A 22,844-nucleotide genomic window follows, 5' to 3' on the forward strand; every position below is an offset into this window, starting at 1 on the left:
GCAAGGAGGCAAGCATGTCACCGGAAGAACGCCAGCTTCTGACTTCCCTATTCGACCGCGTCCGCACCGCCGCCGCCACGCCGCGCGACCACGACGCAGAAACCCTCATCGACCAGGCGACCCGCGAACAGCCCTACGCCACCTATTACCTGGCGCAGGCCGTCATCGTGCAGGAAAAGGGCCTGGAAGCTGCCGCCAACCGCATCCGGGAACTGGAAGATCGCGTCCACCAGCTCGAGGCGGAGACAAGCGAACACCACCGCGCCGAACAGAGCGGCGGTTTCCTGAGCTCGATCTTCGGCAGCGGCCAGGCCCAGCAGCCAGCGGCCCCGCAGCCCGGCATCCGACCCGGCACGCAAGCCGCCCCTCAATCCGGGCCCCTTCAATCCGGGCCATGGGGTGCTGCGCCCCGCCAGACCTACCGCACCGGCAACGATTACGACGACGGCTATCGCGCACCCCCGCCGTCCGCCGGCCCTTGGAGTGGCCAGGCCGCGGCCCCCTCCGCCGGCGGCAGCTTTCTGCGCGGCGCGCTCGGCACCGCAGCCGGCGTCGCCGGCGGCATGCTGCTTGCCAACTCGCTGTCCAGCATTTTCGGCAGCCACACGAACGCGCTCGGCTGGGGCTCTCCGCTCGCCGGTAACAATCCGTTTGCCAGCGGCAACGCCCCGGTCGAGGAAACGGTCATCAACAACAACTATTTCGGAGATGACGCGATCCGCGAGGCATCGGGCGGCGGCGCTTCCGCAAGCAGCAGCGGCGGCTCCGACAATTCGGGATCGAACGCCGGCTGGCAGCAGGCCGACTACACCGACGACGATTTTTCCGACGACCAGGCCGATTTCGACAACAGCGACATGGGCAGCGACGATTCGATGGACGTGTGAGCGGATCGTTCCGCGGTGATTAGAGCGCCGGACCTTTCGCGATGGACGCGGAAGGCCCGGCGCTTTGCCTGGGCTCAGCGCATGCGCCGCTCTAGTTGATTCACCGGATCGATTGCTCCGGCTTTGCCGGACCGCCCCTCACCCGCGCCCGCGATACGTCGCGACGCCCTGCTCCGGCAGCCATACGCCGGCCGGGGCTTCGCCGGTCTGCCAGAACACGTCGATCGGAATGCCGCCGCGCGGGTACCAGTAGGCGCCGATCCTCAGCCATTTCGGGGACAGCAAATCGACGATCCGCTTGGCGATGTAGATCGAGCAGTCCTCATGGAACGCACCGTGGTTCCTGAACGAATGCAGGAACAGCTTCAGCGACTTCGACTCCACCAGGAACCCGTCCGGAATATAATCGATGACGATATGGGCGAAATCCGGCTGGCCGGTCATCGGGCAGAGCGACGTGAATTCCGGCGCGGTGAAACGCACCACGTAATCGGTACCCTGGTTGCCGTTCGGCACCTTTTCCAGGACCGCGGTTTCCGGGCTCTGCGGCGCGTCCACCTGGGATCCGAGCTGCGACAGCCCGCTGACATCCGTCATCGTCATTTGCCTGTTCCTTCGAATTCGACCTTCTGTCCATGCGGGTTTTCGCTTTCAGGCTCCACATGGATCGCCAATGTTGCGCCCGCAATAATCCCTTTGATCGCATCTTCCAAGCGGTCGCAGATCGCATGTGCCGCCTCGACGCTCATGTCGGCCGGCACGACCAGATGGAAATCGATGAACGCGGCAGCCCCTGCCCGGCGCGACTTGAGGTCGTGGACGCCGAGCGCACCGACCGAATGGGTGGCGATCGCCTCGCGCACAGCGGCTTCCTCGTCCGGCTCCAGCGCCCGGTCCATCAGCCCGCCCACGGAATGCGCGATCACCTTGTAGCCCTGCCAGAGGATGTTGACCGCAACCAGGATCGCAAGCACCGGGTCGAGGATCGCATAACCCGTCGCAAGCGCCAGCACGAGGCCGATGAGGACGCCGGCCGAGGTGACCACGTCGGACATGATATGCTGGCCGTCCGCCGCCATCGCCGGCGAATATTGGGCCGTGCCGACCCGGATCAGCGTCGCCGCCCAGACGCCGTTGATGACGGCCGCAAGTCCGTTGATCGCCAGGCCCAACACCGGTGCATCCGGCAGTTTGGGTGCAAGGAGCCCGTCCCAGGCCTCACTGATGATCAGGACCGCGGCAACGATGATCAGCGCGCCTTCGACCACCGCCGACATGTATTCGGCCTTGTGGTGGCCGAACTGATGGTCGTGGTCGGCGGGCCGCTGGGCATAGCGGATCACGAAATAGGCGATGAAGGCGGCCGCGACGTTGACGAAGGATTCGAGCCCGTCCGACAGCAGCGCAACGGACCCGGTGACCCACCATGCCAGCATCTTCAAGGACATGACGCCGAGCGACAGCGGCATGCCCCAGAATGCCAGCCGCTCGACGATTTTGACTTCCCTCGCCACCATGTCTTCCTTTTTGCGCGTGCGAATGATTTGCAGGACCGAAGCCCCAAAACGGCGAAACCGCCGCAGCGAGATCGTCTCGCTGCGGCGGTTTCGGATGGCCAGCATATGGCGCAGATGCGCCGGTTTGTCAAAGGCCGTTCGTCAGAGGGCCGGCTGGCGCAATCCGGCTTCATCGGACGGCATGGCGGCCACCAGTTCCGCCTCCTCTTCGAGATCCCCCACCGTCTCGCCTCCCCGCCCGAGGAAGAGGAACACGACGAGAGCCGTCAGCGCCGTGACCGCGGTCAGCAGCCAGAGCAGCGCGGAGAACCCGTCGCTGTAACCCTGCAGCAGGGCCGCCTGCCCCATCGACGGCAGAAGCGCTGCCGCATCCTGCAGGTCGCCGGTCACCAGCCGCTGGGCGATGGCCCCCGCTTGATCGTGGGCCGCGGTTGCGAGATTGGTACCGGTGAGGGCGGACAGCACAGCCGTCACCACCGCAAGCGCCACGCCCTCGCCTGCCACGCGCGTCGTGCTGAAAATGCCCGTCGCCATGCCGGCCCGCTCTTTCGGCACGACGCTGACGGCAAGGCCGTCCATCAGGCCCCAGGGCAGGCTGATGCCGACGCCGATGGTCAGCAAAGGCCCAATCAGCGCCACCGGCTCGGAGCCGACCGGGAACCGGCTGAGCCAGAACAGCCCGGCCGCCGAAATCGCCAGGCCCGCGCCGCAGATCGTCGCCGGCGCGAACCAGCGGGTCAGCAGCCCCGCCGCGACCGGCAGGACGAGCAGCGGTCCGGAGAGCGCGATCATCATCCGTCCGCCGACGATCTCGTCCATGCCCTCGATACCGATGAACCGCACCGGCAACAGGATGAGCAGCACCACGAACGCATAGGCGGGCGCCGCCGCCAGCAATTGCACGCCGACGAAACGCGGATAGCGAAACAGCGTGAGGTCCAGCATCGGCCGCGCCACGGCCCGTTCGATCAGACCGAAGGCGAGGAAAAGCAGGATAGCGGCGAGAAGCATGACGATGACAAGCGGATCGCCCCAGCCGCTCTCTGGCGCCTGCAGCACGCCGAAGGTGAGCGCGGTCAGCGCCAGCGTGAAGCTGAACGCGCCCTTCCAGTCGAGGCCGGAGGCGGCCGGATCGCGTGATTCCTTCATGAAGATCGCGCCGGGGATCAGCGCGATTACGGCAAGCGCCACCACCAGCACGAAGATCGCCGGCCAGCCGAAACTGGCGATCATCAGGCCGGACGCGATCGGCCCGAAAGCAAGCCCGATGCCAAAACTGGCGCCGACGACGCTGAATGCCCGAAGGCGAGCCGCACCGTCGAATTCCTGGGCAAGCGAGGCCATGCCGCCGGAAAAGGCGGCCGCGGCCCCTATGCCCTGCAGCGCCCGCAGCACATCGAACCAGAGGATATCGCCAGCAAAGGCGAGGCCGGCCGAAAAGACCGCGAAGACGGCGAGGCCGGAGAGGAAAATCCGCTTGCGCCCAAAACTGTCTGCAAGTGCGCCGGCCGCCATCAGCGTGCTGCCGAAGGTGAGCATGAAGGCATTGGTGACCCAGTTGAGGGCGATCGGGCTGCCGCCGAGCGCCCGGCTGATGGCGTGCAGGCCGACGGCCGGGCCGGTGAAGGTCAGCGGCATGGCGACCGCCGCGCAGCAGACCGCAAAAAGAACGAACAGCCGTCCGGCTGCCGTTGCAGCATGTGTGTTGTCTCTCATATCGGAGATTCCGCTGTGTTGGAGCAAAGAGAAAGGCCCGCGGCCTTGGGAGAACCGCCGCCTGAACCCGCCCGGCCGGAAGGGTGTCGAATTGACCAACACAAGATAGATTCGACATAATGTTTGGAAAATACCGCGTCTGTTCCTTACATGACGGAAGAAAACGCTCGAATGGGAGACCGCGATGGATCGCCTGGGTGGACTGACAGCTTTCGTGCGCACCGCCGATCTCGGCAGTTTCGTCGCCGCCGGCCGCGTGCTCGGCCTGTCGGCCTCAGCCGTCGGCAAGGCCGTCACCAATCTTGAAAAGGAGCTCGGCGTCCGGCTTTTCCAGCGCTCGACCCGCAGCCTGCGCCTCACCGAAGAAGGCCGGCTTTTTCACGAGCGGTGCCGCCGCGTGCTCGACGACCTGAACGATGCCGAGGCTTCGCTGGCCAGCGCCGTCGCGGTGCCGCGCGGAAAACTCCGGGTCAGCGTACCGATCGTCACCTATCATCTTCTGCTGCCGGTGCTGCCGGAATTCGTCGAGCGTTACCCGGAGATCGAACTCGATCTCGATTTCAACGACCGGATCGTCGACCTGATCGACGAGGAGGTGGACGTGGCGATCCGCAGCGGCAACCTGCCGGATTCGCGGCTGATGTCGCGGACGCTCAGGCCATTCCAGTTGCTTCTCTGCGCTGCCCCCTCCTATCTCGAACGCCACGGCATTCCCGAATGCCCGCGGGAACTCGACGGCCATCTGGCGATCCGTTTCCGGTTTCCGAACAGCCGCAAGCTGCAGGACTGGCCGATCACCTTGCCGCCCGAAGTCGCCGAACCGCGCCTGCACACGGCGCTCACCTGCAACAACATGGAGGCGCTGCGCCACACCGCGATCGCCGGTCTCGGCATCGGCTGCATGCCGGATTTCCTCGCCAGGGAACCGATCGCCGACGGCAGGCTGCGCACCATCCTTGACGAATACCTCAACGCCCCAGGCCAGTTCCACCTCCTCTGGCCTTCCAGCCGGCATCTGTCGCCGAAGGTGCGGGTGCTGGTCGATTTTTTGAGCGAGAAGCTGTTTGCCGAGACCTGCGAGAAGCTGTCGGTGGCACCCGAGGCTTCGTTACTGGCCGCATCGAACGGCTGATCCCGAGCCGGCAATCGGCTCAGGATCAAGATCTCCGATACGCCTGGAGGAATGAAATATGCTGAAGGGTTCCTGCGCCTGCGGACAGGTCCGCTATGAAATCCGCGGCCAGCTCATCGGCCCGATCACCTATTGCCATTGCTGGCGCTGCCGCAAGCAATCCGGATCGAGCTTCGGCACGACGGCAGGCCTTGCGCCTTGGGCTCTCCGGTTCGTGGCCGGAGAGGCATTGCTTTCAAGCTGGCAATCCAGCCCTGGCGTCCGGCGGTTCTTCGCGAGCTGCTGCGGCTCACCGATCTACAAGATCGACGCCTCCGACCCCAGCGAACTCGGCTTCCGGCTCGGCACGCTCGACGACGATCCCGGCATGACGGCTGGAATGCACTTCAGCGCCGGATCGAAAGCGCCCTGGGTCGAGATCACAGACGACCTGCCGCAGGAAACCGGCGGTGCTTCGTTCGAGGAACGGGATTGATCCGTTACCCGAAAACCACCGCCATGCTGATGCTGTCGACAAACAGCCCGTCGATCCTCACCGCATCCCGCGCCACGCCTTCCCTGACGAAACCGACCTTCTCGTAGAGAGCGATGGCACGCAGATTGTCCGCATGCACATGCAACTCGACGCGGTGAAAACCACGGTCCCGGGCCTGCCCGACCGCAGCGCGGATCAGCCGCGTGCCGAGGCCCTTTTCGCGATAACCGGGGATGATGCCCATGCCGAGCGTGCCGCAATGGGCAGCGGTCGGGCGGGGATGCCGGCGGATGTCGCACCAGCCGACCACCTCGCCATCGACGACAGCGACGACCTGCGGATGGCCGTTCTCGATGTTGTCGAGCACGAAGGGCCGCACATCCTCAAGCGGCGGCGCCTCCAGGAAGCTCAGGTATTTTCGCTCGCGCGAGACCGTGTCGAGAGCCTTGTGAAAGCTCTCGATATGCTCTTCGCGGATGGATTCGATCGGGATGGTTTCCGACAACATCTTTACGCCGCCTGGGTCTTTGCCCGCCGCGACAGATGCGCCACGACGTTCTCGATCATCCGCATGCCGGCATCGCCGCCGAGCGTCATGATCGATTCCGGGTGGAACTGCACGGCCGCAATCGGTTCCTTGACGTGTTCGATGCCCATGATCGTGCCGTCCTCGCTTTCGGCGGTGATCATGAAATCCGGATGCAGCGTCTTCGGATCGGCGAAGATCGAGTGATAGCGCCCGACCGTCACTTCCTTTGCGAGCCCGGAAAAGACGATGCCGGGCTCGAGCACGCGGATGCGCGACGGCTTGCCGTGCATCGGCAGCGCCAGATGCCTCAGTTCCCCGCCATAGGCTTCCGCGAGCGCCTGCAGCCCGAGGCAGACGCCGAAGATGGGCAGGTCCTTCGAACGGGCCAGTTTGATCGTCGTCTTGCAGTCGAAGTCCTTCGGGTTGCCGGGACCGGGCGACAGCACGACGAGATCCGGGTCGAACCGGTCGAACACCTCTTCCGGCACCGGCGTGCGCACCGTCGAAACGGTGGCGCCCGTCTGGCGGAAATAGTTGGCAAGCGTGTGGACAAAGCTGTCCTCGTGGTCGACGAGCAGGATTTTCACCCCCTGCCCCACCCGCGCCACGTCGCGGCCCACCTTGGTCGCATTGCCGGCCCTTGCATCGCGGATTGCTGTCAGCATGGCGGACGCCTTCAGTTCGGTTTCAGCCTCTTCCTCGTTCGGGTCGCTGTCGTTGAGCAGCGTCGCGCCGGCGCGCACTTCGGCAATGCCGTCCTTGATGCGGATGGTGCGCAGCGTCAGCCCCGTGTTCATGTCGCCATTGAAGCCGACCATGCCGATCGCCCCGCCATACCACGCACGCGGGCTCTTTTCGTGGTTCTCGATGAACCGCATCGCCCACAGTTTCGGCGCACCGGTGACGGTGACGGCCCAGGCGTGGCTGAGGAAACCGTCGAACGCGTCCATATCGGGACGCAGGCGCCCTTCGATATGGTCGACGGTGTGGATCAGCCGCGAATACATCTCGATCTGCCGGCGGCCGATCACCTTCACCGAACCCGGCTCGCAGACGCGGCTTTTGTCGTTGCGATCGACATCCGAGCACATGGTGAGCTCGGACTCGTCCTTCTTGGAGTTGAGCAGCTTCAGGATCTGCTCCGAGTCGGCGATCGGATCCTCGCCGCGCTTGATCGTGCCGGAGATCGGGCAGGTCTCGATGCGCCGGCCGGACACCCTGACGAACATTTCCGGCGAGGCGCCGACCAGATATTCCTGATGGCCGAGATTGATGAAGAAGGAATAGGGCGACGGGTTGATCGCCTTCAGCCGGTTGGAGATTTCCGAAGGCTTCGAATCGCAGCGTTCCATGAACTTCTGCCCCGGCACCACTTCGAACAGGTCGCCGCGCCGGAAGCTTTCCTTCGCCTTGGTAACGAGGGCGGCATATTCTCCCGGCCGGTGATCACCCTTCGGTGGGATCGTGTCGGTGCGCTGGAACGGATCGGGAGCAATCTCCTGATCCTTGCCTTCCGTCGTCACCCCATCCTTGGAAAAGTCGTAACGGTCGATCCACGCCTTGGCGGCATGGTGGTCGACGACGAGGATTTCGTCGGGCAGGAACAGCACCATGTCGCGCTGGTCCTCCGGCCGCTGCATCGACAGCTTGATCGCATCGAACTGGAAGGCGATGTCATAGCCGAAGGCGCCGAACAGCCCGATCGCCGAATCCGCTTCCGAATAAAACAGGTCGACGATCGCCCGCAGCACCGAAAACACCGTCGGCATCTTCGAGCGCTCTTCCTCGGTAAACACCCGGGTCGGCTCGTTGACGGTAACGTCGAGGCGGCGGTCCGTCCGCTCGCCAAGCGTCAGGTCGGCCACGGTCTTCAGCTTGTCGGCGACGAAACCGAGCAGCACCTCGCCGCGGCCGTTAAAGGCCTCGATCCACACCTTGCGGCCATTCGAGGAAATCCCCAGCGGCGGATCGGCAATTGCGGTGTCCCAGCGGGTATAGCGGCCCGGATATTCGTAGTTGGAGGAGAACACCGCGCCGCGCCGTTCGTCGAGCCTGTCGACATAGGAGGAGATCGCATCCGCATAGGGTGCGGCGCGCCGCTGCCGGCTGACCGCAATCCCGCCCCTCGTCTCGTAGACCTCCGAACCGTCATCCCGAATGATCGTTACCATTGTCCTGCCTCTCCAATGTCTTTGCCCGGGTCCCGGCGGCGGATAACAAAAAAGCCGCCTCGGGTTCCGGGCGGCTTTGCGTCTAGTCGATGGACATGACTGGTCAAGGCCGCGTTGAGCGTGCCGGCCACCAGTTAGCGATGTTCATCGAAATCGTCATGGGCCGAATTGTTAGCTGGGGTTTTTGAACCACGCAAGCGAATTTCCATGCACCCCGAACAGAATTCTGGCGCCGGCATGCGACCAAATCCGGCGACCGGCGTTTATCGTCCCTCAGGATCGCAGAAACGCAGCCGAAAAGGATACGGCATGCCGCATTCGTGGATCGCAATTCTGGCAGGCCTGCCGCTGGTCATCGGGGCGGGGCTGCCGCCCGAACGGCCGATACCGCCGGCGCAACACTCCGACGCCCCGGCCGGCGTCGTCGAAGTAAACTTCCTCACCCGCCTTCTGCAGGACGGATCGCGCGATCGCGCGCCGCGCCGCCGCGCATCCCCACGATCCCAGGCACGTGGCGCAGTGCCCCAGCCGCCGGACCTGGCGACCGTTCCCCTGCCCCTTCCGAAACCGGCCGCGGACGTGGGGAAGCCGGCTGATCCAGCCCGGCAGGCGGACACCACCCCCGACAAGCCCGTCGTTCAGGAGGCCCCGCGGCCCGAGGCCCCGCCGCCTAAAACCTCCTCGTCGGTGGCCCAGAACCGGTCCGGCGAAACCCCGCAAAACCCACCCACAAGTCCAGTCCCAGCCCCTCCGGTCGTCGAACAGCCCGGCACCGCCACGGAGCCCGCTCATGAGGCAGAGGTTCCCAAACCCCTGCCGAAGCCGAACAATGCGGCGGCGGACTCACAATCGACGGATAAATCCGATCAGGCGGCCGCCCCAAAGCAGGATGCGGCCAAGCCGGAAGAAGACGCAAACAAGCCCGGCGGCAAGGAAGACGGCAAGCAACCCGCGGAACAACAGGCGGAGGCACCGCCTCCGCCCCCTCCGCCGCTCGTCAAGGAAGACCCCGAAGAGCTGAAGGCCTGCCTTGCCGAACTCACGTCGCTCGGCGCCAAGTTCGAGCCGACCGATCCGATCGACGAGGGTAACGGCTGCGGCATCGAAAGCCCGATCGACGTTGCCGAAGTCCTGCCCGGCGTTTCGCTTGGCGGCGCCACGATGCGCTGCAAGACCGCGGTCTCGATGGCACACTGGCTGAAGGACACCGTCCAGCCGGCGCTCAACATCGCCATGCCGGGCCGGAAAATCACCGGCCTCGTCCCCGGCTCCACCTATGCCTGCCGATTGCGCAACAGCGCCTCGACCGGCAAGATTTCCGAACATGCCCGCGGCAACGCCTTCGACGTCGCCGCCTTCAAGCTCGACAACGGAGAGAAGATGGAGATGAAGCCGCGCACGGAGGATTCCACCATGGAGGGCGCCTTCCAGCGCACGGCGACTGCCGGCGCCTGCCTGCACTTCACCACCGTCCTGTCACCGGGCAGCGACGCCGCCCACCAGAACCACCTGCACCTGGATGTGCTGGAGCGGAAGGATGGCTATCGGTATTGTCGATAGATGACGCCGGGGCCTGTCCTGCAACCGTCCGTCCCATCTGCCGAGACAGGAGGCGCCTAGCCTCTGGCGCTGGCCTGCCGGCGGATCGCCACGCTGAGCCAGATTGCCGACAGCAGGAAATAGAAAGCGCCGAACCCCGCATAGGGAACGATATCCAGGATCGAAGGCGCAGCGGTCCCGAGGGACCTCGTGATCATGAAGCCCCCGGCCAGCGTCGATTGGGCACCGCTGAGGATCATCACCCATTGCGCACCATAGGCTCGCCACCGTCGCACGCCGGTATAGAGCTGCAGCAGGCCGGACAGGATGGCCCAAACGCCGAAGACGGCCAGAACCGCGTGCATATCCCTGATCATCGCCAGAACGACCGCGACGGTCGTTATCGAGCTCACGGCGACGTTCAATGCCTGGGAGGAATTCGCCTTCAGGCCGCCGTTCGACCGGGCGTCGAACAGGTTGGCGACAGCATCCCATGCGGGATAGATCACCAGCAGCAGCGAAGCCGGGACCGGCTGCCCGGCAAGCACGACCGCAAGCGCGATCCAGGCGACCGAAAAGAACCCGCGGCCGAAATAATAGGACCGCAACCACGAGGTCTGGGAGGACGCTTCATTTTGCATGGCAATCTCCTTGTTTGTCTACCTACTAGTAGATAGACAAACTTCGGGAGTCAATCCTGCCGGCAAAATCCGAGAAAAGCCCTGACCCGGCACGCCGCTTGACAGCCTCCCTACCAAAAGGTAGGCAACACTATGGAACTCACCACATCTGAAAAGATCCTGGAAAAGGCGCAGGCGCTGGTTATCGCCGGGGGCTATAACGGCTTCAGCTATGCCGATATTGCCGATGCGATCGGCATCCGGAAGGCAAGTATCCACCACCACTTCCCCACCAAGGCCGAACTGGTCGCCGTCCTGGTGGAGCGCTATACGCGGCAGGCCGAAGCGGGTCTGAAGTCCTTGAGCGAACAGGTTCCCGCCCCCGCGGAGCGGCTGCGGACCTATCTGGACTACTGGCAAGCCTGCATTCTCGATGCCTCGCAGCCCTTCTGTGTCTGCGCAATGCTGGCGGGAGAAATGCCGATGCTGCCGGAGGGGGTTGCACTCCATGTCCGTGCCCATTTCCGTAACCTGGCGGGCTGGCTGACATCAGTCTTGAAGGCCGGCGCCGAACAGGGCCAATTCCGGCTCGATATTCCACCGGAAGAGAAAGCCCAGATCCTGATGGCTTCGGTCCACGGCGCGATGCTTTCGGCCCGCGCGCTCGGCGATCCGCATATCTTCTCTGCGGTCGTCGGCCCACAGGTTGAAAGACTGCGGATCTAGGATTGCCGGAGCCTACCCTCGCCACCCCACCTCGATCAGCACCCGGCCGGGTGCGAGGCAATAGAACAGATACCCGCCGCGCATCTCGCGTGGTTCCCCCACCAGCTCGGCATCGCCCGCCTGGAGTTCCCGATAAAGCCTGTCGATCTCGGCTCTCTCCGGCTGGATGAAACCGAGATGATAGGTGACGGCACCCAGTGCCTGCTGCTCGGCCCCGCCGAATTTTTCGACCGGCCGGCTGACGACGATTTCGAGGCCGGAATCGTCTTCCAGGATGGCGAGGCCGTTTACGCCGCGCATCTCACGCAGAGTCAGGCCGAAATGGCGAATGAGGAAGGCGCTGGTTGCCGCAACGTCGGGGACATGAATATCGATATGGTTCATACGCATCGTTTTTCTCGCAAGGTTACCCCGGCGGAATGCGACGCGGAAAGGCCACGAGAATCCGCCGAGAGCGGCACGGGATGTGCCGTTTCTCGTCGCGGGTTCTCAACGGTAGACCGAAGGATCAGAGCTTCCTTGCGGAAGGGGCCGTGCTTACCATATCCGGCCCTGCCTTTTTCGACGAAGGAGCTTTAACACACGGCGGCTCGGCCGCTCAAGCCCTCAGAACAGCCCTTCCACGAAACCGTCCTCGTTCAGGAAGATGCGTTCCGCGGACGGCACGCGCGGCAGGCCCGGCATGGTCATGATCTCGCCCGTGATGGCAACCACGAAGCCGGCGCCGGCCGAGAGCCGCACTTCGCGCACATGCACGACATGGCCCTCCGGTGCGCCGCGCAGGGCGGGGTCGGTCGAGAACGAATATTGCGTTTTGGCGATGCAGATCGGCAGGTCGCCATACCCCTGCTCCTCCCAGGCCTTTAGCTGGTCGCGCACACCCCGGTCGGTGGTCACTTCACCGGCATGATAGATCTTCGAGGCGATGATCTCGATCTTTTCGAGAAGCGGCAGGTGATCGGGATAAAGCGGCTGGAATTTCGCCTGGCCGCCCTCGGCGAGCTCGACCACCTTGAGGGCAAGCTCCTCGATGCCGGCCGACCCTTCCGCCCAATGCCGGCAGACGATGCCGTCCGCGCCGTGGCGTGCCGCGTAATCCTTGACGGCGGCGATCTCGTCTTCCGTATCCGAGGTGAAATGGTTGATCGCGACGACCACCGGCACGCCGAATTTCCGCACATTGGCGATGTGGCGGCCGAGATTGGAGGCGCCGCGCTTCAGTGCCTCGACATTCTCCTGTCCGAGATCCTCTTTTCTCACCCCGCCGTTCATCTTCAGCGCCCTGACGGTGGCGACGATGACGGCCGCATCCGGCTTCAGCCCCGCCTTGCGGCACTTGATGTCGAAGAATTTTTCGGCGCCGAGATCGGCCCCGAAACCCGCTTCCGTCACCACGTAGTCGCCGAGCTTCAGCGCCGTGCGGGTGGCGATCACCGAATTGCAGCCATGCGCGATATTGGCGAACGGCCCGCCATGCACGAAGGCCGGATTGTTTTCGAGCGTCTGCACCAGGTTCGGCTGCATGGCGTCCTTCAGCAGAACCGTCATCGCCCTGTCGGCCTTGAGGTCGCGCGCGAAAACCGGCGAGCGGTCGAACCGGTAGCCGATGACGATATCGCCGAGCCGCCGTTCGAGATCCTTGAGATCGGTTGCCAGACACAGGATCGCCATCACTTCCGAAGCGACGGTGATATCGAAACCGCTCTCGCGCGGGAACCCGTTGGCGACGCCGCCGAGCGAGACGACCGTCTGGCGCAGCGCCCGGTCGTTCATGTCCATCACCCGCCGCCAGCTGATCCGGCGGATATCGATGTTTTCGGCATTGCCCCAGTAGATATGGTTGTCGATCATCGTCGACAGAAGGTTGTGGGCCGAGGTGATGGCGTGGAAATCGCCGGTGAAATGCAGGTTGATGTCTTCCATCGGAACGACCTGCGCGTAACCGCCGCCGGCCGCCCCGCCCTTGACCCCGAAACAGGGGCCGAGCGAAGGTTCGCGCACGCAGATCACCGCCTTCTTGCCGATCCGGTTCAATCCGTCGCCGAGCCCGACCGTGGTGGTCGTCTTGCCCTCGCCGGCAGGCGTCGGGTTGATCGCGGTCACCAGGATCAGCTTGCCGTCAGGCCGGCCGGAAAGCGACGCGATGAACTCCGCACCGACCTTCGCCTTGTCGTGACCATAGGGAGCGAGCGCTTCGACGGGAATCCCGAGCCTGGCGCCGATCTCGACGATCGGCTTCTTTTTCGCGGCCCGGGCGATTTCGATATCGGATCCGACCTCTGCCATGCGTTCCCCGCTCCCGTTCTTCCGTCGAACCCAAATATGCCTGTCTGGTTATGATTAGCGGGGGAAAAGCGATGTGTGAATAGCGACAGGAGCGGCAGTCACAACTTCTCGCGGTACAGAAAAGGGCGGCGCGATTTCCCGCACCGCCCTACCCCGGCGCGCCCGCCGATATTTGGAATCAGAACCGCTGGGTGAGCGAGACTTTGAACGTCCGGCCGGGTTCGGAATAGTAGTCGCGGGGCTGCGTCGTCGCGCTCGTCAGATTGACGCTTCGGACACTGAGGGCGTTGTAATAGGTCTGATCGAAGATATTGTAGACCCCCGCCTGGACACGCAGACCCTTGACCTGTTCCGGCTCCCACCAACCGGTGAGATTGGCTATGCCGTAGCCCGGTGCATCAAAGGTACGCGGATTTCCGTCATCGTACATGCCTGTCGCAAAGATGCCGGTCAAATCGGCGCCCCACGTTTCCTGCGCATAGCCGACCCCGATGATCGCCTTGAAGGGCGCTACGGTGCGGATGAGCTCCATCGTGGCGTTGTCCTCGCCATAGGCATAGGCCAGCGACCCGCTGATGTTAAAGCCGTTCGCCAGTTCCTTGCGAGCCTTTAGTTCGACACCTGAAATCCGGACATCCGCGCGGTTGCGGAACCTTTCCGTGAAGATGGTGCCTGCCAACCCCGGCATGATCGTCTCCACATCGATGAAGTTCTTGTATCGGTTGTGGAACAGCGTCAACTTGGCTTCGAGGTCATTGGTGTTATAAGCGGCGCCCATTTCGAAGCCATGAGATGTTTCCGGCTTGAGATCGGGGTTACCGATATGAGCATAGTTTTGTCCGGTGTTAGTGAAGTTGACGTAGAGTTCGTTGATCGTCGGCGCACGAAAACCCATGGCCCACTGCGCGAATAGCTGGATTTCCGGCGTCAGCTCGTAAGTTGCCAAGAGTTTTGGAGACAGCCGCATACCATCCTGACCGGACGGAAGACCGAACTTCGGGATACCCGTGTTATTGCTGAACGCCGAAGACTCCTGTGGATCGTATTTGTACCAGTCGAATCGCACGCCGGGTGTGAGAGCAAATCCGGTGTCGCCGACCTTCATCTCATCTTCAAGATAGAGCCCGACCTTGCTTCCATCGACATCCGGCATATCCGCCTGCGAGATTGTCGTTGGACTAGCCGGATTGACCGTCACAAAACCCTTCGTATTGGAAATGGAGGCAAGACCGCCGAAGCGCAGTTCGTGATCGAGATAACCGGTGTCGAAACGGGAGATAAGACCACCGGTGATACCGAATGAGCCCTCCTCCATTTCGTTGGTGCGTTGATAAATCGTCGCGCCGTTGTTGCGCGTTCCGTCAGAACCGGACTCCTTGGTGAGGCGCTGCCAATAAAGCGTCAGCGATGCCGCATCAATCAGGCTGTCGGCTTCGGGCGCTTCGAACAAATAGTCGATGGAGACACGTTCGCGCCGCGTATTGTCAAAGCCATCATAGTCGCCTGGGGTGTATGTTGTTGGTGTTCCTGTGCCCTGGATGGTTTTCAGGTCGGTGTCGTTTTGAATATCAAAGCGCTCAGCCGTAATTCCGATCCGGTGACCGCCCTCGATATCCTGCCTGACTTTGAACAGCAGATTGTTCTGGTCGAAATCGGTCGGATTGGGTTCGCTGCGGCCATAGCCTATCCCGCCGACATCACCTTTGCTCTTCCGTTCGTGTCCCTTCTTCAGACCGCCCTGAAAGAGGATCGAGGCGTTTTCAATCTTCTTTGCGACGGCGACGGAGCCACCAAAGCTATCGTTGGTGCCATCATAGGTGAGCTTGGCGACACCACCCCAGTCCCGGCCTTCTTCGATCAGGTCCTCGGGCTCCAGCGTGCGAAGAACAAGAGCACCACCGAGGGCGCCATTGCCGATACGGCTTGAATCCGCACCGCGCACGACGTCGACCGACGAGAGCGATGAGAAGTCGTAGCTATCGTTGCCATCGCTGATGCCCGTCGTCGGTGATTGAGAGCCGGTGCGTGCATCGTTGCTCATGAACGGGATCGGAATGTTGTCGATCAGGGTAACCACGCGCGGCCCCCCGAGACCGCGGATGAACATGCCGCCGGCGACGCCCGGGCGGCTTTCGACGAAATCAACGCCGGGCTCGGTTGTGTTTCCGAGGTCCTTGACGTTGCCTATATCCTTCTTCGCAATCTCTTCCGCCGTCGTCGTGCTCGCAAGCGGCGTGTCCGCGGCCACATCCCCCGCCTGCACCCGCTTCCCCTTGAGCACGATCGGCTTCAGCGTCGTGTCCGTCTGCTGCGCGGCCTGCTGGGCCGAGGCGCCGTGAGCCAGGGAAAGCACCGCCAGTGCGGTGCAGGTGGCAAGGGTCGATCGCAAACGCCGGTGGATCATGGCTTTCCTTTCAGACGGGCATACGAAACCATCGGCGCGCGCTAACGCGCCGGAAAGGCGGCGGCCCTTTTCAAATCTGGCAAAAATGTGGCGGGAGGCAGTGAATTGCCTTATTCATTGCCAGTAGAAAACATGACTTAAATTGTCAATTATTAAAACATGACTCTGTTGATCATATTTGCACGAGCCCCTTGCCGTTGTAGAAATACAACAGGAGCGCATGCAAAAGGCCCGGATCGCTCCGGGCCTTTTGGTTTGATCGGTGATCGCGATTGTGGGCGCTTGCCTGGATTGCCAGATCGATTGCTCCGGCTGCGCCGGACCCGCCCGGCGTTCAAAACGCTCCACCGGAGCGTTTTGCAGGCAAGCCGTCACGCCCGCCGGCGCTTCGCTAGGGCTCAGCGCGTTCGTCACTGCAATCGATTCACTGGATCGATTGCTCCGGCTGCGCCGGACCGTTCCTCAGCCCTCCCCGATCGCGATCAGGCTGGCATTGCCTCCGGCGGCGGCGGTGTTGACCGAGATGACCTGCTCTTCGGCAAAGCGCATCAGGTAGGCCGGGCCGCCAGCCTTGAAGCCGGTGCCGGAAAGCCCCGAACCGCCGAAAGGCTGGGTACCGACCACGGCGCCGATCATGTTGCGGTTGACATAGACATTGCCGGTATCGAGCGTCTCCGTCACCTTGCGGATCGTGGCCTCGATGCGGCTGTGGATGCCGAGTGTGAGGCCGTAGCCTGTCGCGTCGATCGCGGAAAGTACCTTGTCGAACTCCTTGGCCTTGAAGCGCACCACATGGAGAACCGGGCCGAACACCTCCTTGGTGAGCGTCGCGGCGCTGTCGAGCTCGATGATATGAGGAGCGAAGAAATTGCCGGTTTCCCGGGCCTTGCCCGCATAACGCACCTTCTGTTTTTTCGCCCGCATGTCCGCAACGTGATCGGCCAGCATCTTCGTCTGGTTCTCGTCGATGATCGGCCCGACATCGGTATTCTGTTTTACCGGATCGCCGAGATTAAGTTCGGCCGCCGCCCCCTCGATCATCGTCAGCATGCCGTCGGCGACATCCTCCTGCAGGAACAGCAGGCGCAGCGCCGAGCAGCGCTGCCCGGCGGAGCGGAAGGCCGAAACGACGACATCGTCCGCCACCTGTTCCGAAAGCGCCGTGGCATCGACGATCATCGCGTTGATGCCGCCGGTCTCGGCGATCAGCGGCACGATCGGCCCGTCCTTGGCGGCCAGCGCCCGGTTGATCGCATGCGCCGTCTTCGTCGAGCCGGTAAAGGCGATGCCGGCGAGCCTGGGATGCGCGGTGATCGCCGCGCCGACATCGGGGCCACCCGGCACCAGCGCCAGCACCTCGGCCGGAACGCCGGCCTGATGGAACAGCCGGATCGCCTCGTACGCGATCAGTGGCGTCTGAGGCGCCGGTTTTGCAACGACGGTATTGCCGGCAACGAGCGCCGCGGAAATCTGCCCGAGGAAGATCGCCAGCGGGAAATTCCACGGCGAAATGCAGCCGAACACACCACGACCGCGCCAGAAATGGCGATTGTCCTCGCCGGTCGGCCCCGGCATCGGCGTCGCAGCGGCGAAAAGCTCGCGGCCCTTGTCGGCATAATAGCGGCAGAAATCCACCGCCTCGCGGATCTCGGCGATCCCGTCGTCCAGCGTCTTGCCCGCCTCGGCGGCGAGCAGCGCCAGCAGCCGGTCGCGGTTTTCCTCCAGCAGCCCGGCGGCCCGCTCCAGGCAGGCGGCGCGAATCTCCACCGGCTGGCGCGACCAGGCCCGGAAGGCCTTGGCCGCAGCGGCAAAGGCGGCATCCACGTCGGCCGGCGTCGCATCGCGTACGGTGCCGACGACCTTTGCCCGGTCGGAAGGAGACCTCACAGGCTTCTCCTGCGCCCTGGAGGTCACGCCTGCCACCAGCGGCCCCGCCTTCACCTCGCCCCAGGATTTCGAAACACTCGCCACCAGCCGCTCGAGCTCGACCCGCTGGCCGAATTCGAAACCGGCGCTGTTCTTGCGGCGGCCGTAGATATCGGAGGGCAGCGGGATCTGCTTGTGCCGCGCACTGATCCCGTCATCGAGGCCGAGCCGCGCCGACGGTCGCTCCAGCAGCTTTTCGACCGGCACCTGTTTGTCGCCGGCAACCGCCACGAAGGAGGAATTGGCGCCGTTTTCCAGCAGGCGGCGCACCAGATAGGCGAGCAGGTCGCGATACCCGCCGACCGGCGCATAGATGCGGCAGGCGATCCGGTCGTTGCTGTCAAGCAGGTCGTCGTAAAGCGCCTCGCCCATGCCATGCAACCGCTGGAATTCGAAGCCGGTGCGGTCGGGGCCGGCAAGCTCCAGAATGGTCGCGACGGTCAGCGCGTTATGGGTCGCAAATTGCGGAAAGATCCGCGCCCGCTTGGCAAGCAGCTGCTGGGCGCAGGCGAGATAGGAAAGGTCCGTCGCCGGCTTGCGGGTCCAGACCGGATAGTCCTCGATCCCGCGCTCCTGCGCCCGCTTCACCTCGGTATCCCAATAGGCGCCCTTGACGAGCCGCACCATCATCCGCCGGCCGAGCGAAGTGCAGAGCTGGTCGATGTAGTCGATCACCGCGGGCGCCCGCTTCTGATAGGCCTGGATCGCCAGGCCGAACCCGTCCCAGCCGGCAAGCGACGGATCGGAGAACACGGCCGCGATCACATCGAGCGACAGTTCCAGCCGGTCCGCCTCTTCCGCGTCGACGGTGAAATTGAGCTGGTGTTCCTTGGCCATCCGGGCGAGGTCGAGCAGATCCGGCACCAGTTCCGCCATCACCCGGTCGCGGTGAGTGGCGAGGTAGCGCGGATGCAGCGCCGAAAGCTTGACCGAAATGCCCATCCGGTCGGGAAGCTGGCGACCCTTGCCATGCTTTTTCATATGCGCGCCGATCGACTGGATCGCGTCCGCATAGGAGCGGAAATAACGCTTGGCGTCTTCCGCCGTGCGGGCGCCCTCGCCGAGCATGTCGAAGGAATGGCGATAACCCTTCTCCTCGCTCTTGGCGGCCCGCGCCAGTGCGTCCTTCATCGTCTCGCCGAGCACGAAATGGTGGCCGAGGAAACGCATCGCCTGCTTGGTGGCGCTGCGCACCGTCGGCAGGCCGACACGCTTGACGAGACCGCGCAGGATGCCTTCCGGCGTCTCGCCGGGGCCGATCACCCGCGCCGAAACCGCCAGCGCCCAGGCCGAGGCCGAGACGAACCAGCTCTCGCCGGAGGCTTCATGGGTACTCCAGCCGCCTTCGCGCAGCTTGTCCTCGATCAGCCGGTCCTGGGTCAGTGCGTCGGGCACGCGCAAAAGCGCCTCGGCCAGCACCATCAGCGCCAGCCCTTCGCGGGTCGAAAGCCCGTATTCGCGCAAAAAATCCTCGACGCCGCCGACCTTGCCGGAGCCGTCGCGGATGGCGTTGATCATGCGGCGTGCCCGCTGATCGATCGCCGCATCCTGCGAAGACGTGAAGCTGGTGCGGGCGGCGAACTGCCGGATCAGCCGGTCGTCGTCGCCGGCATAGGGCGCATTGAAGGGAATGAAGGGCTCGGTCAGAATCTGGCTCGCGGGTTGAGTCATGTGGCATCTCCGTTTCATTCTCCCCATAGCGGGAATTCCGTGGTGATTTCAGCGGATTATTGTGGCATTGACGGAATAGATCACGGTAAATTCAGAAAACTGTAGCGAAACATGAAAGACCTCGACCGTCTCGACCGGAAAATCCTCCGCGCACTCCAGAAAGAGGGGCGCCTGAGCAATCTCGAACTCGCCGATCGCGTCTCGCTTTCACCGACGGCGACCGCCGAACGCGTCAAGCGGCTGACCCGTGAAGGTTACATCACCGGTTATAGCGCTTTGCTGTCGCCGGAAAAGCTCGGACGCAATCTGCTCGTCTTCGTGCAGGTCAAACTCGACCGCACCACGCCCGACGTTTTCGACGCATTCGCCGCCGCCGTGAAGCGCAGCGACGACGTCATGGAATGCCACATGGTGGCGGGCGGCTTCGATTATCTGGTAAAGGCGCGGGTCGCTGGAATGGAGGCCTACCGGCAATTCCTCTCGGAGGTGATTCTCCCGCTTCCGGGGGTGCGGGAAACCCACACCTATGCGGTCATGGAGGAAATCAAGGCGACGGGACATATCCCCGTATAAATCTCATTTCGGTAACCCCATGAATTTATGGAAATAAAGTGAGCGAGTATCGGAAATATGGCGGGTTTCTGCTGCGCTGCACGAAATTTCGCTGGCTATTCAAACAGATTTGTATATTTCTTAACGGTAACATAAACCATCCGCCAGCTTCGCCCGCATGATCACCTTGGAACGGCAATCGATTCTGAACAGCGAGATTTCCGCCGCGGATTCGCGTGTTGAAATATTTGCCGCGATGAAGCGCATCGCCCATGAGTTCGGGTTTCGCCATATCACGCTTTTCGTCGCTACCAGGGCCGACGAGGTACTTTTGTCGCGGATGATCGTCGAGACGACGCTGCCTGCGGCCTATGTCCAGGAGTTCGACCGCCGCCGCCTTTTGAAGCTGTGCCCGGTGGCGCCGATCATCACCAAATCCGCCCTTCCCTTCTGTTGGTCGATCGACGATCCGGAAAGCGTGCGCGGCTTCTCCGTCCCGGCCGAAATGGACGATCTGCAGCGCCGCTTCGAGATCATCTCCAGCGTCGCGATGGCAACGCATTCGATCGATGGCGCCCGGTTCATGCTGCGCTTCGACGGTACCCGGCCCCGGCTGAGCCAGGTGGAGCTCAACGAGATCGGCATGATCGTGCTGCATGCCTTCAATGTGTTCGACAATATCCGCCGCAGTACCCATACCGGCACCGCCGGTCCGCTCACCACCCGCGAGCTGGAGGTGGTCCGCTGGACGGCGCAGGGCAAAACCTCTTCCGAGATCGGCCGGATCCTTTCCCTCTCGGACCACACCGTTAACGCATATATGACCAATGCCATAAAGAAACTGGATTGCGTCAACCGCACCCAGTTGGTAGCTAAGGCGTTGAGATTGAGACTCATAGTGTGAGGTTGGGGCGTTTCTCCCGGCCTATGGGAGAAAAAGATTGACGTTTTGGGTCGAACACACCGAAAAACGCGTCAATACTCAATACCAGGAAGTGGGACTTACGACAGACGAAGTCGTTGAACTTGTCTCAGCCTTCCGTTTCTACGGTTATTGGCGGATCGATCTGGACACCGGCCACTTCTTTGCGACCGAGGATGTCTGTCGCATCCTGGGCCTGGAGCCGAAGGACGGCCCCATGAACATGGTCGCCATCACCTCGCGGATCCATCCCGACGACATGCCGCAATTGATGGAAACCTATGAGCGCGCCAGCGGCCAGCGCCTCACCTATCACAATATCTACCGCGTCAAGGCCGATGCCGAGCACTACAAATACGTCCGCAGCGTCGGCAAGTTCCGTGACAAGCCGGGCACGAGCGGCGAGGTCGTCGGCATCACCTACGAGTTCTTCGCCGAACGTCCCGGTGTAACGTTTTTCCTCGACGAACCCAGTCTTCCGAAGGACTGACCGCGCTCAGCGGTCGAGCACCGAGCGCACTTCCACGAGGTTCGAGCGGACTCTCAGGATATAGAAGCCCATCACCGCCAGGTGGCTCGGCATGATCCAGCCGTCTTCGCGACCGTTGGAGATGATTGCCGGCTGGATGCGCAGCGCCGACTTGAACTGCGACAGCGTATCGGTCCAGAGCGGCCCGATATTGCGCTCGCGGATCACCTGGGAGAAATCTGCGCCGGCGGCCGTCAGCACGGCATAGTAACCGTACAGCTGGCCATAGGCGAACCAGAAGCGGTCGTCGGCGCGCGTGTCGAACCAGCCGGCATTGTAGTTCTCAGAGCGCTCCCGCAGGATCGCCGAGGTGCCGCCGAGATCGTTGGCGATCCGGTCGATGAACTGGATCAGGTTGTCGGCGCGGCCGTCGAAAGTGGCGTTGCAGGAGGTCAGGTCGGTGTTGAAGGCCCTCAGCTTACCGATCGCGGCGCGATAATAGCTTGGCGTCGGCGTTTTCGGTCCGAAGGGACTGAGGCCGAAATACCAGGAAAATTCGTCGAACTGCAGGTTGCCGCGCGCGTCCTGGAGATTGTTGTTGATGCTCGACGTTCCGCGCACCCGTCCGAGCGTATCGACGAGCTCGGTCGCGGTGCGCCTGACCGCCTGGTTGACGCCGCGCTGGAACGAAGCCTTGTTGTCGAGGAAAGGCGTGTGATCCCAGTCGATACCGAAGAACCCGAGCCGGTAGAGCAGCATCGAGGATATCCAGGCGTTCTGATTGACGTTCATGTCGGTGAGGTCGGCGGCCGCATCGACGATCGCCGACGACTGGCACTGCCGCGCGCCGGCCGCCGGGGCGCCGGTTGCGGAAGTCGTGGTATTGGCGACTGCCGGCTTGGAAACCGGAAGTTCCTGGCCGGCCGGCACGGTGCGCTCGGACCAGCGGTAGCTGTCGACGAAATTCGGATTGAAATTGGTCCAGACCTGCGTCTGCCAGAAGAAATAGCCGTAGAGCCCGATCAGCAGCACGAGAAAGGCGAGGATCGGCCCCCTCACCATCCAGTGACGCTTTCCGTACCAGCCATGCGCGGCCATGAAGGGCCAGACGATCCAGGCGACCAGCAATCCCATGCCGCGCCCGACGGCCTGGCCGATCCCTTGAAAGAAGGCGGTAATCCGGTCGAGCATCGCTGTCTCCTCGTGAGGCCGTGTGCATCCGATTGGGCTTGCTCACACATATGTGCTCGGCACCGCAAGCACAACGGGGCGCAACGTTTCGCCGCAACCAGGGAAAGGACA

General features: G+C 63.1%; 20 protein-coding genes. 8 read left to right on the plus strand and 12 right to left on the minus strand.

The window, feature by feature from the left end; all coding sequences use genetic code 11:
* Nucleotides 1-14: 14 nt before the first annotated feature.
* Nucleotides 15-887 (plus strand): DUF2076 domain-containing protein, encoded by an 873-nt coding sequence (locus tag J2X76_RS08830; protein WP_310215074.1) that lies wholly within the window; start codon nucleotides 15-17, stop codon nucleotides 885-887.
* A gap of 138 nt (nucleotides 888-1,025) precedes the next feature.
* Here J2X76_RS08830 and queF read toward each other — a convergent pair whose 3' ends face one another.
* The 3 genes from queF to J2X76_RS08845 form a co-directional block, all read right to left on the minus strand.
* Nucleotides 1,026-1,490: a preQ(1) synthase gene (gene queF, locus J2X76_RS08835; RefSeq protein WP_113126722.1), complete on the minus strand. Its 465-nt coding sequence runs from the start codon at nucleotides 1,488-1,490 to the stop codon at nucleotides 1,026-1,028.
* Nucleotides 1,487-2,404 (minus strand): cation diffusion facilitator family transporter, encoded by a 918-nt coding sequence (locus tag J2X76_RS08840; protein ID WP_310216504.1) that lies wholly within the window; start codon nucleotides 2,402-2,404, stop codon nucleotides 1,487-1,489. Before J2X76_RS08840 ends, queF begins: the two co-directional genes overlap by 4 nt.
* A gap of 141 nt (nucleotides 2,405-2,545) precedes the next feature.
* Nucleotides 2,546-4,120, minus strand: a complete 1,575-nt coding sequence (locus J2X76_RS08845; protein ID WP_310215076.1) for an MFS transporter — start codon at nucleotides 4,118-4,120, stop codon at nucleotides 2,546-2,548.
* 184 nt (nucleotides 4,121-4,304) lie between these two features.
* Here J2X76_RS08845 and J2X76_RS08850 point away from each other — a divergent pair, with 184 nt between their 5' ends.
* Together J2X76_RS08850 and J2X76_RS08855 are read left to right on the plus strand one after the other, a co-directional pair.
* On the plus strand, nucleotides 4,305-5,252 hold the full coding sequence (locus tag J2X76_RS08850) for a LysR family transcriptional regulator (RefSeq protein WP_310215079.1): 948 nt from the start codon (nucleotides 4,305-4,307) through the stop codon (nucleotides 5,250-5,252).
* Nucleotides 5,253-5,310: 58 nt separating this feature from the next.
* The gene (locus J2X76_RS08855; protein ID WP_113126719.1) at nucleotides 5,311-5,727 is read left to right on the plus strand and encodes a GFA family protein; all 417 of its coding nucleotides are present in this window, start codon (nucleotides 5,311-5,313) and stop codon (nucleotides 5,725-5,727) included.
* Between the two features lie 4 nt (nucleotides 5,728-5,731).
* Here J2X76_RS08855 and J2X76_RS08860 read toward each other — a convergent pair whose 3' ends face one another.
* Nucleotides 5,732-6,235: a GNAT family protein gene (locus tag J2X76_RS08860; protein WP_310215083.1), complete on the minus strand. Its 504-nt coding sequence runs from the start codon at nucleotides 6,233-6,235 to the stop codon at nucleotides 5,732-5,734.
* Between the two features lie 2 nt (nucleotides 6,236-6,237).
* Nucleotides 6,238-8,427, minus strand: a complete 2,190-nt coding sequence (locus tag J2X76_RS08865; RefSeq protein WP_310215085.1) for an anthranilate synthase — start codon at nucleotides 8,425-8,427, stop codon at nucleotides 6,238-6,240.
* A 309-nt stretch (nucleotides 8,428-8,736) separates the two neighbouring features.
* Here J2X76_RS08865 and J2X76_RS08870 point away from each other — a divergent pair, with 309 nt between their 5' ends.
* Nucleotides 8,737-9,987, plus strand: a complete 1,251-nt coding sequence (locus J2X76_RS08870) for an extensin family protein (protein ID WP_310215088.1) — start codon at nucleotides 8,737-8,739, stop codon at nucleotides 9,985-9,987.
* Nucleotides 9,988-10,043: 56 nt separating this feature from the next.
* On the opposite strand, the gene J2X76_RS08875 is transcribed toward J2X76_RS08870, so the two are convergent.
* A complete protein-coding gene (locus J2X76_RS08875) occupies nucleotides 10,044-10,607 on the minus strand; it encodes a DUF308 domain-containing protein (RefSeq protein ID WP_310215089.1) in 564 nt (187 codons plus the stop codon).
* A 132-nt stretch (nucleotides 10,608-10,739) separates the two neighbouring features.
* Here J2X76_RS08875 and J2X76_RS08880 point away from each other — a divergent pair, with 132 nt between their 5' ends.
* Nucleotides 10,740-11,312: a TetR/AcrR family transcriptional regulator gene (locus J2X76_RS08880; RefSeq protein WP_310215091.1), complete on the plus strand. Its 573-nt coding sequence runs from the start codon at nucleotides 10,740-10,742 to the stop codon at nucleotides 11,310-11,312.
* A 12-nt stretch (nucleotides 11,313-11,324) separates the two neighbouring features.
* Here the strand turns inward: J2X76_RS08880 and J2X76_RS08885 are convergent, their stop codons facing one another.
* The 4 genes from J2X76_RS08885 to putA all read right to left on the minus strand — a co-directional run bounded on the left by J2X76_RS08885 (nucleotide 11,325) and on the right by putA (nucleotide 19,599).
* A complete protein-coding gene (locus tag J2X76_RS08885) occupies nucleotides 11,325-11,702 on the minus strand; it encodes a VOC family protein (protein WP_310215092.1) in 378 nt (125 codons plus the stop codon).
* Between the two features lie 216 nt (nucleotides 11,703-11,918).
* Entirely contained in the window at nucleotides 11,919-13,598 is a 1,680-nt protein-coding gene (locus J2X76_RS08890; protein ID WP_113126711.1) for a formate--tetrahydrofolate ligase, read from the minus strand.
* Nucleotides 13,599-13,776: 178 nt separating this feature from the next.
* A complete protein-coding gene (locus J2X76_RS08895) occupies nucleotides 13,777-16,002 on the minus strand; it encodes a TonB-dependent hemoglobin/transferrin/lactoferrin family receptor (RefSeq protein WP_310215095.1) in 2,226 nt (741 codons plus the stop codon).
* 462 nt (nucleotides 16,003-16,464) lie between these two features.
* Nucleotides 16,465-19,599, minus strand: coding sequence for a bifunctional proline dehydrogenase/L-glutamate gamma-semialdehyde dehydrogenase PutA (gene putA, locus J2X76_RS08900; protein WP_310215097.1), 3,135 nt, complete (start codon nucleotides 19,597-19,599; stop codon nucleotides 16,465-16,467).
* A gap of 111 nt (nucleotides 19,600-19,710) precedes the next feature.
* On the opposite strand from putA, the gene J2X76_RS08905 reads away from it, so the two are divergent.
* The gene (locus J2X76_RS08905; protein ID WP_113126708.1) at nucleotides 19,711-20,172 is read left to right on the plus strand and encodes an Lrp/AsnC ligand binding domain-containing protein; all 462 of its coding nucleotides are present in this window, start codon (nucleotides 19,711-19,713) and stop codon (nucleotides 20,170-20,172) included.
* A 25-nt stretch (nucleotides 20,173-20,197) separates the two neighbouring features.
* On the opposite strand, the gene J2X76_RS08910 is transcribed toward J2X76_RS08905, so the two are convergent.
* Nucleotides 20,198-20,443 carry a hypothetical protein gene (locus J2X76_RS08910; protein ID WP_310216584.1) on the minus strand — a complete coding sequence of 82 codons (246 nt, stop codon included), beginning with the start codon at nucleotides 20,441-20,443 and terminating at the stop codon, nucleotides 20,198-20,200.
* Here J2X76_RS08910 and J2X76_RS08915 point away from each other — a divergent pair.
* Nucleotides 20,408-21,055, plus strand: coding sequence for a LuxR C-terminal-related transcriptional regulator (locus tag J2X76_RS08915; protein ID WP_310216507.1), 648 nt, complete (start codon nucleotides 20,408-20,410; stop codon nucleotides 21,053-21,055). The two genes, J2X76_RS08910 and J2X76_RS08915, sit on opposite strands and share 36 nt — an antisense overlap.
* A gap of 37 nt (nucleotides 21,056-21,092) precedes the next feature.
* On the plus strand, nucleotides 21,093-21,563 hold the full coding sequence (locus J2X76_RS08920) for a PAS domain-containing protein (RefSeq protein WP_113126706.1): 471 nt from the start codon (nucleotides 21,093-21,095) through the stop codon (nucleotides 21,561-21,563).
* A gap of 6 nt (nucleotides 21,564-21,569) precedes the next feature.
* Here the strand turns inward: J2X76_RS08920 and J2X76_RS08925 are convergent, their stop codons facing one another.
* Nucleotides 21,570-22,733 carry a DUF2333 family protein gene (locus tag J2X76_RS08925; protein ID WP_310215102.1) on the minus strand — a complete coding sequence of 388 codons (1,164 nt, stop codon included), beginning with the start codon at nucleotides 22,731-22,733 and terminating at the stop codon, nucleotides 21,570-21,572.
* Nucleotides 22,734-22,844 lie beyond the last annotated feature (111 nt).

It is taken from the genome of Neorhizobium sp. 2083, assembly GCF_031455615.1.
Lineage (GTDB): Bacteria > Pseudomonadota > Alphaproteobacteria > Rhizobiales > Rhizobiaceae > Neorhizobium.

What these genes read in the sequence shown, in the direction of transcription:
- J2X76_RS08830 (WP_310215074.1), top strand. Translation starts at nt 15, where the DNA reads ATGTCACCGGAAGAACGCCAGCTTCTGACTTCCCTATTCGACCGCGTC.
- queF (WP_113126722.1), bottom strand. Translation starts at nt 1,490, where the DNA reads ATGACGATGACGGATGTCAGCGGGCTGTCGCAGCTCGGATCCCAGGTG.
- J2X76_RS08840 (WP_310216504.1), bottom strand. Translation starts at nt 2,404, where the DNA reads ATGGTGGCGAGGGAAGTCAAAATCGTCGAGCGGCTGGCATTCTGGGGC.
- J2X76_RS08845 (WP_310215076.1), bottom strand. Translation starts at nt 4,120, where the DNA reads ATGAGAGACAACACACATGCTGCAACGGCAGCCGGACGGCTGTTCGTT.
- J2X76_RS08850 (WP_310215079.1), top strand. Translation starts at nt 4,305, where the DNA reads ATGGATCGCCTGGGTGGACTGACAGCTTTCGTGCGCACCGCCGATCTC.
- J2X76_RS08855 (WP_113126719.1), top strand. Translation starts at nt 5,311, where the DNA reads ATGCTGAAGGGTTCCTGCGCCTGCGGACAGGTCCGCTATGAAATCCGC.
- J2X76_RS08860 (WP_310215083.1), bottom strand. Translation starts at nt 6,235, where the DNA reads ATGTTGTCGGAAACCATCCCGATCGAATCCATCCGCGAAGAGCATATC.
- J2X76_RS08865 (WP_310215085.1), bottom strand. Translation starts at nt 8,427, where the DNA reads ATGGTAACGATCATTCGGGATGACGGTTCGGAGGTCTACGAGACGAGG.
- J2X76_RS08870 (WP_310215088.1), top strand. Translation starts at nt 8,737, where the DNA reads ATGCCGCATTCGTGGATCGCAATTCTGGCAGGCCTGCCGCTGGTCATC.
- J2X76_RS08875 (WP_310215089.1), bottom strand. Translation starts at nt 10,607, where the DNA reads ATGCAAAATGAAGCGTCCTCCCAGACCTCGTGGTTGCGGTCCTATTAT.
- J2X76_RS08880 (WP_310215091.1), top strand. Translation starts at nt 10,740, where the DNA reads ATGGAACTCACCACATCTGAAAAGATCCTGGAAAAGGCGCAGGCGCTG.
- J2X76_RS08885 (WP_310215092.1), bottom strand. Translation starts at nt 11,702, where the DNA reads ATGCGTATGAACCATATCGATATTCATGTCCCCGACGTTGCGGCAACC.
- J2X76_RS08890 (WP_113126711.1), bottom strand. Translation starts at nt 13,598, where the DNA reads ATGGCAGAGGTCGGATCCGATATCGAAATCGCCCGGGCCGCGAAAAAG.
- J2X76_RS08895 (WP_310215095.1), bottom strand. Translation starts at nt 16,002, where the DNA reads ATGATCCACCGGCGTTTGCGATCGACCCTTGCCACCTGCACCGCACTG.
- putA (WP_310215097.1), bottom strand. Translation starts at nt 19,599, where the DNA reads ATGACTCAACCCGCGAGCCAGATTCTGACCGAGCCCTTCATTCCCTTC.
- J2X76_RS08905 (WP_113126708.1), top strand. Translation starts at nt 19,711, where the DNA reads ATGAAAGACCTCGACCGTCTCGACCGGAAAATCCTCCGCGCACTCCAG.
- J2X76_RS08915 (WP_310216507.1), top strand. Translation starts at nt 20,408, where the DNA reads ATGAAGCGCATCGCCCATGAGTTCGGGTTTCGCCATATCACGCTTTTC.
- J2X76_RS08910 (WP_310216584.1), bottom strand. Translation starts at nt 20,443, where the DNA reads ATGGCGAAACCCGAACTCATGGGCGATGCGCTTCATCGCGGCAAATAT.
- J2X76_RS08925 (WP_310215102.1), bottom strand. Translation starts at nt 22,733, where the DNA reads ATGCTCGACCGGATTACCGCCTTCTTTCAAGGGATCGGCCAGGCCGTC.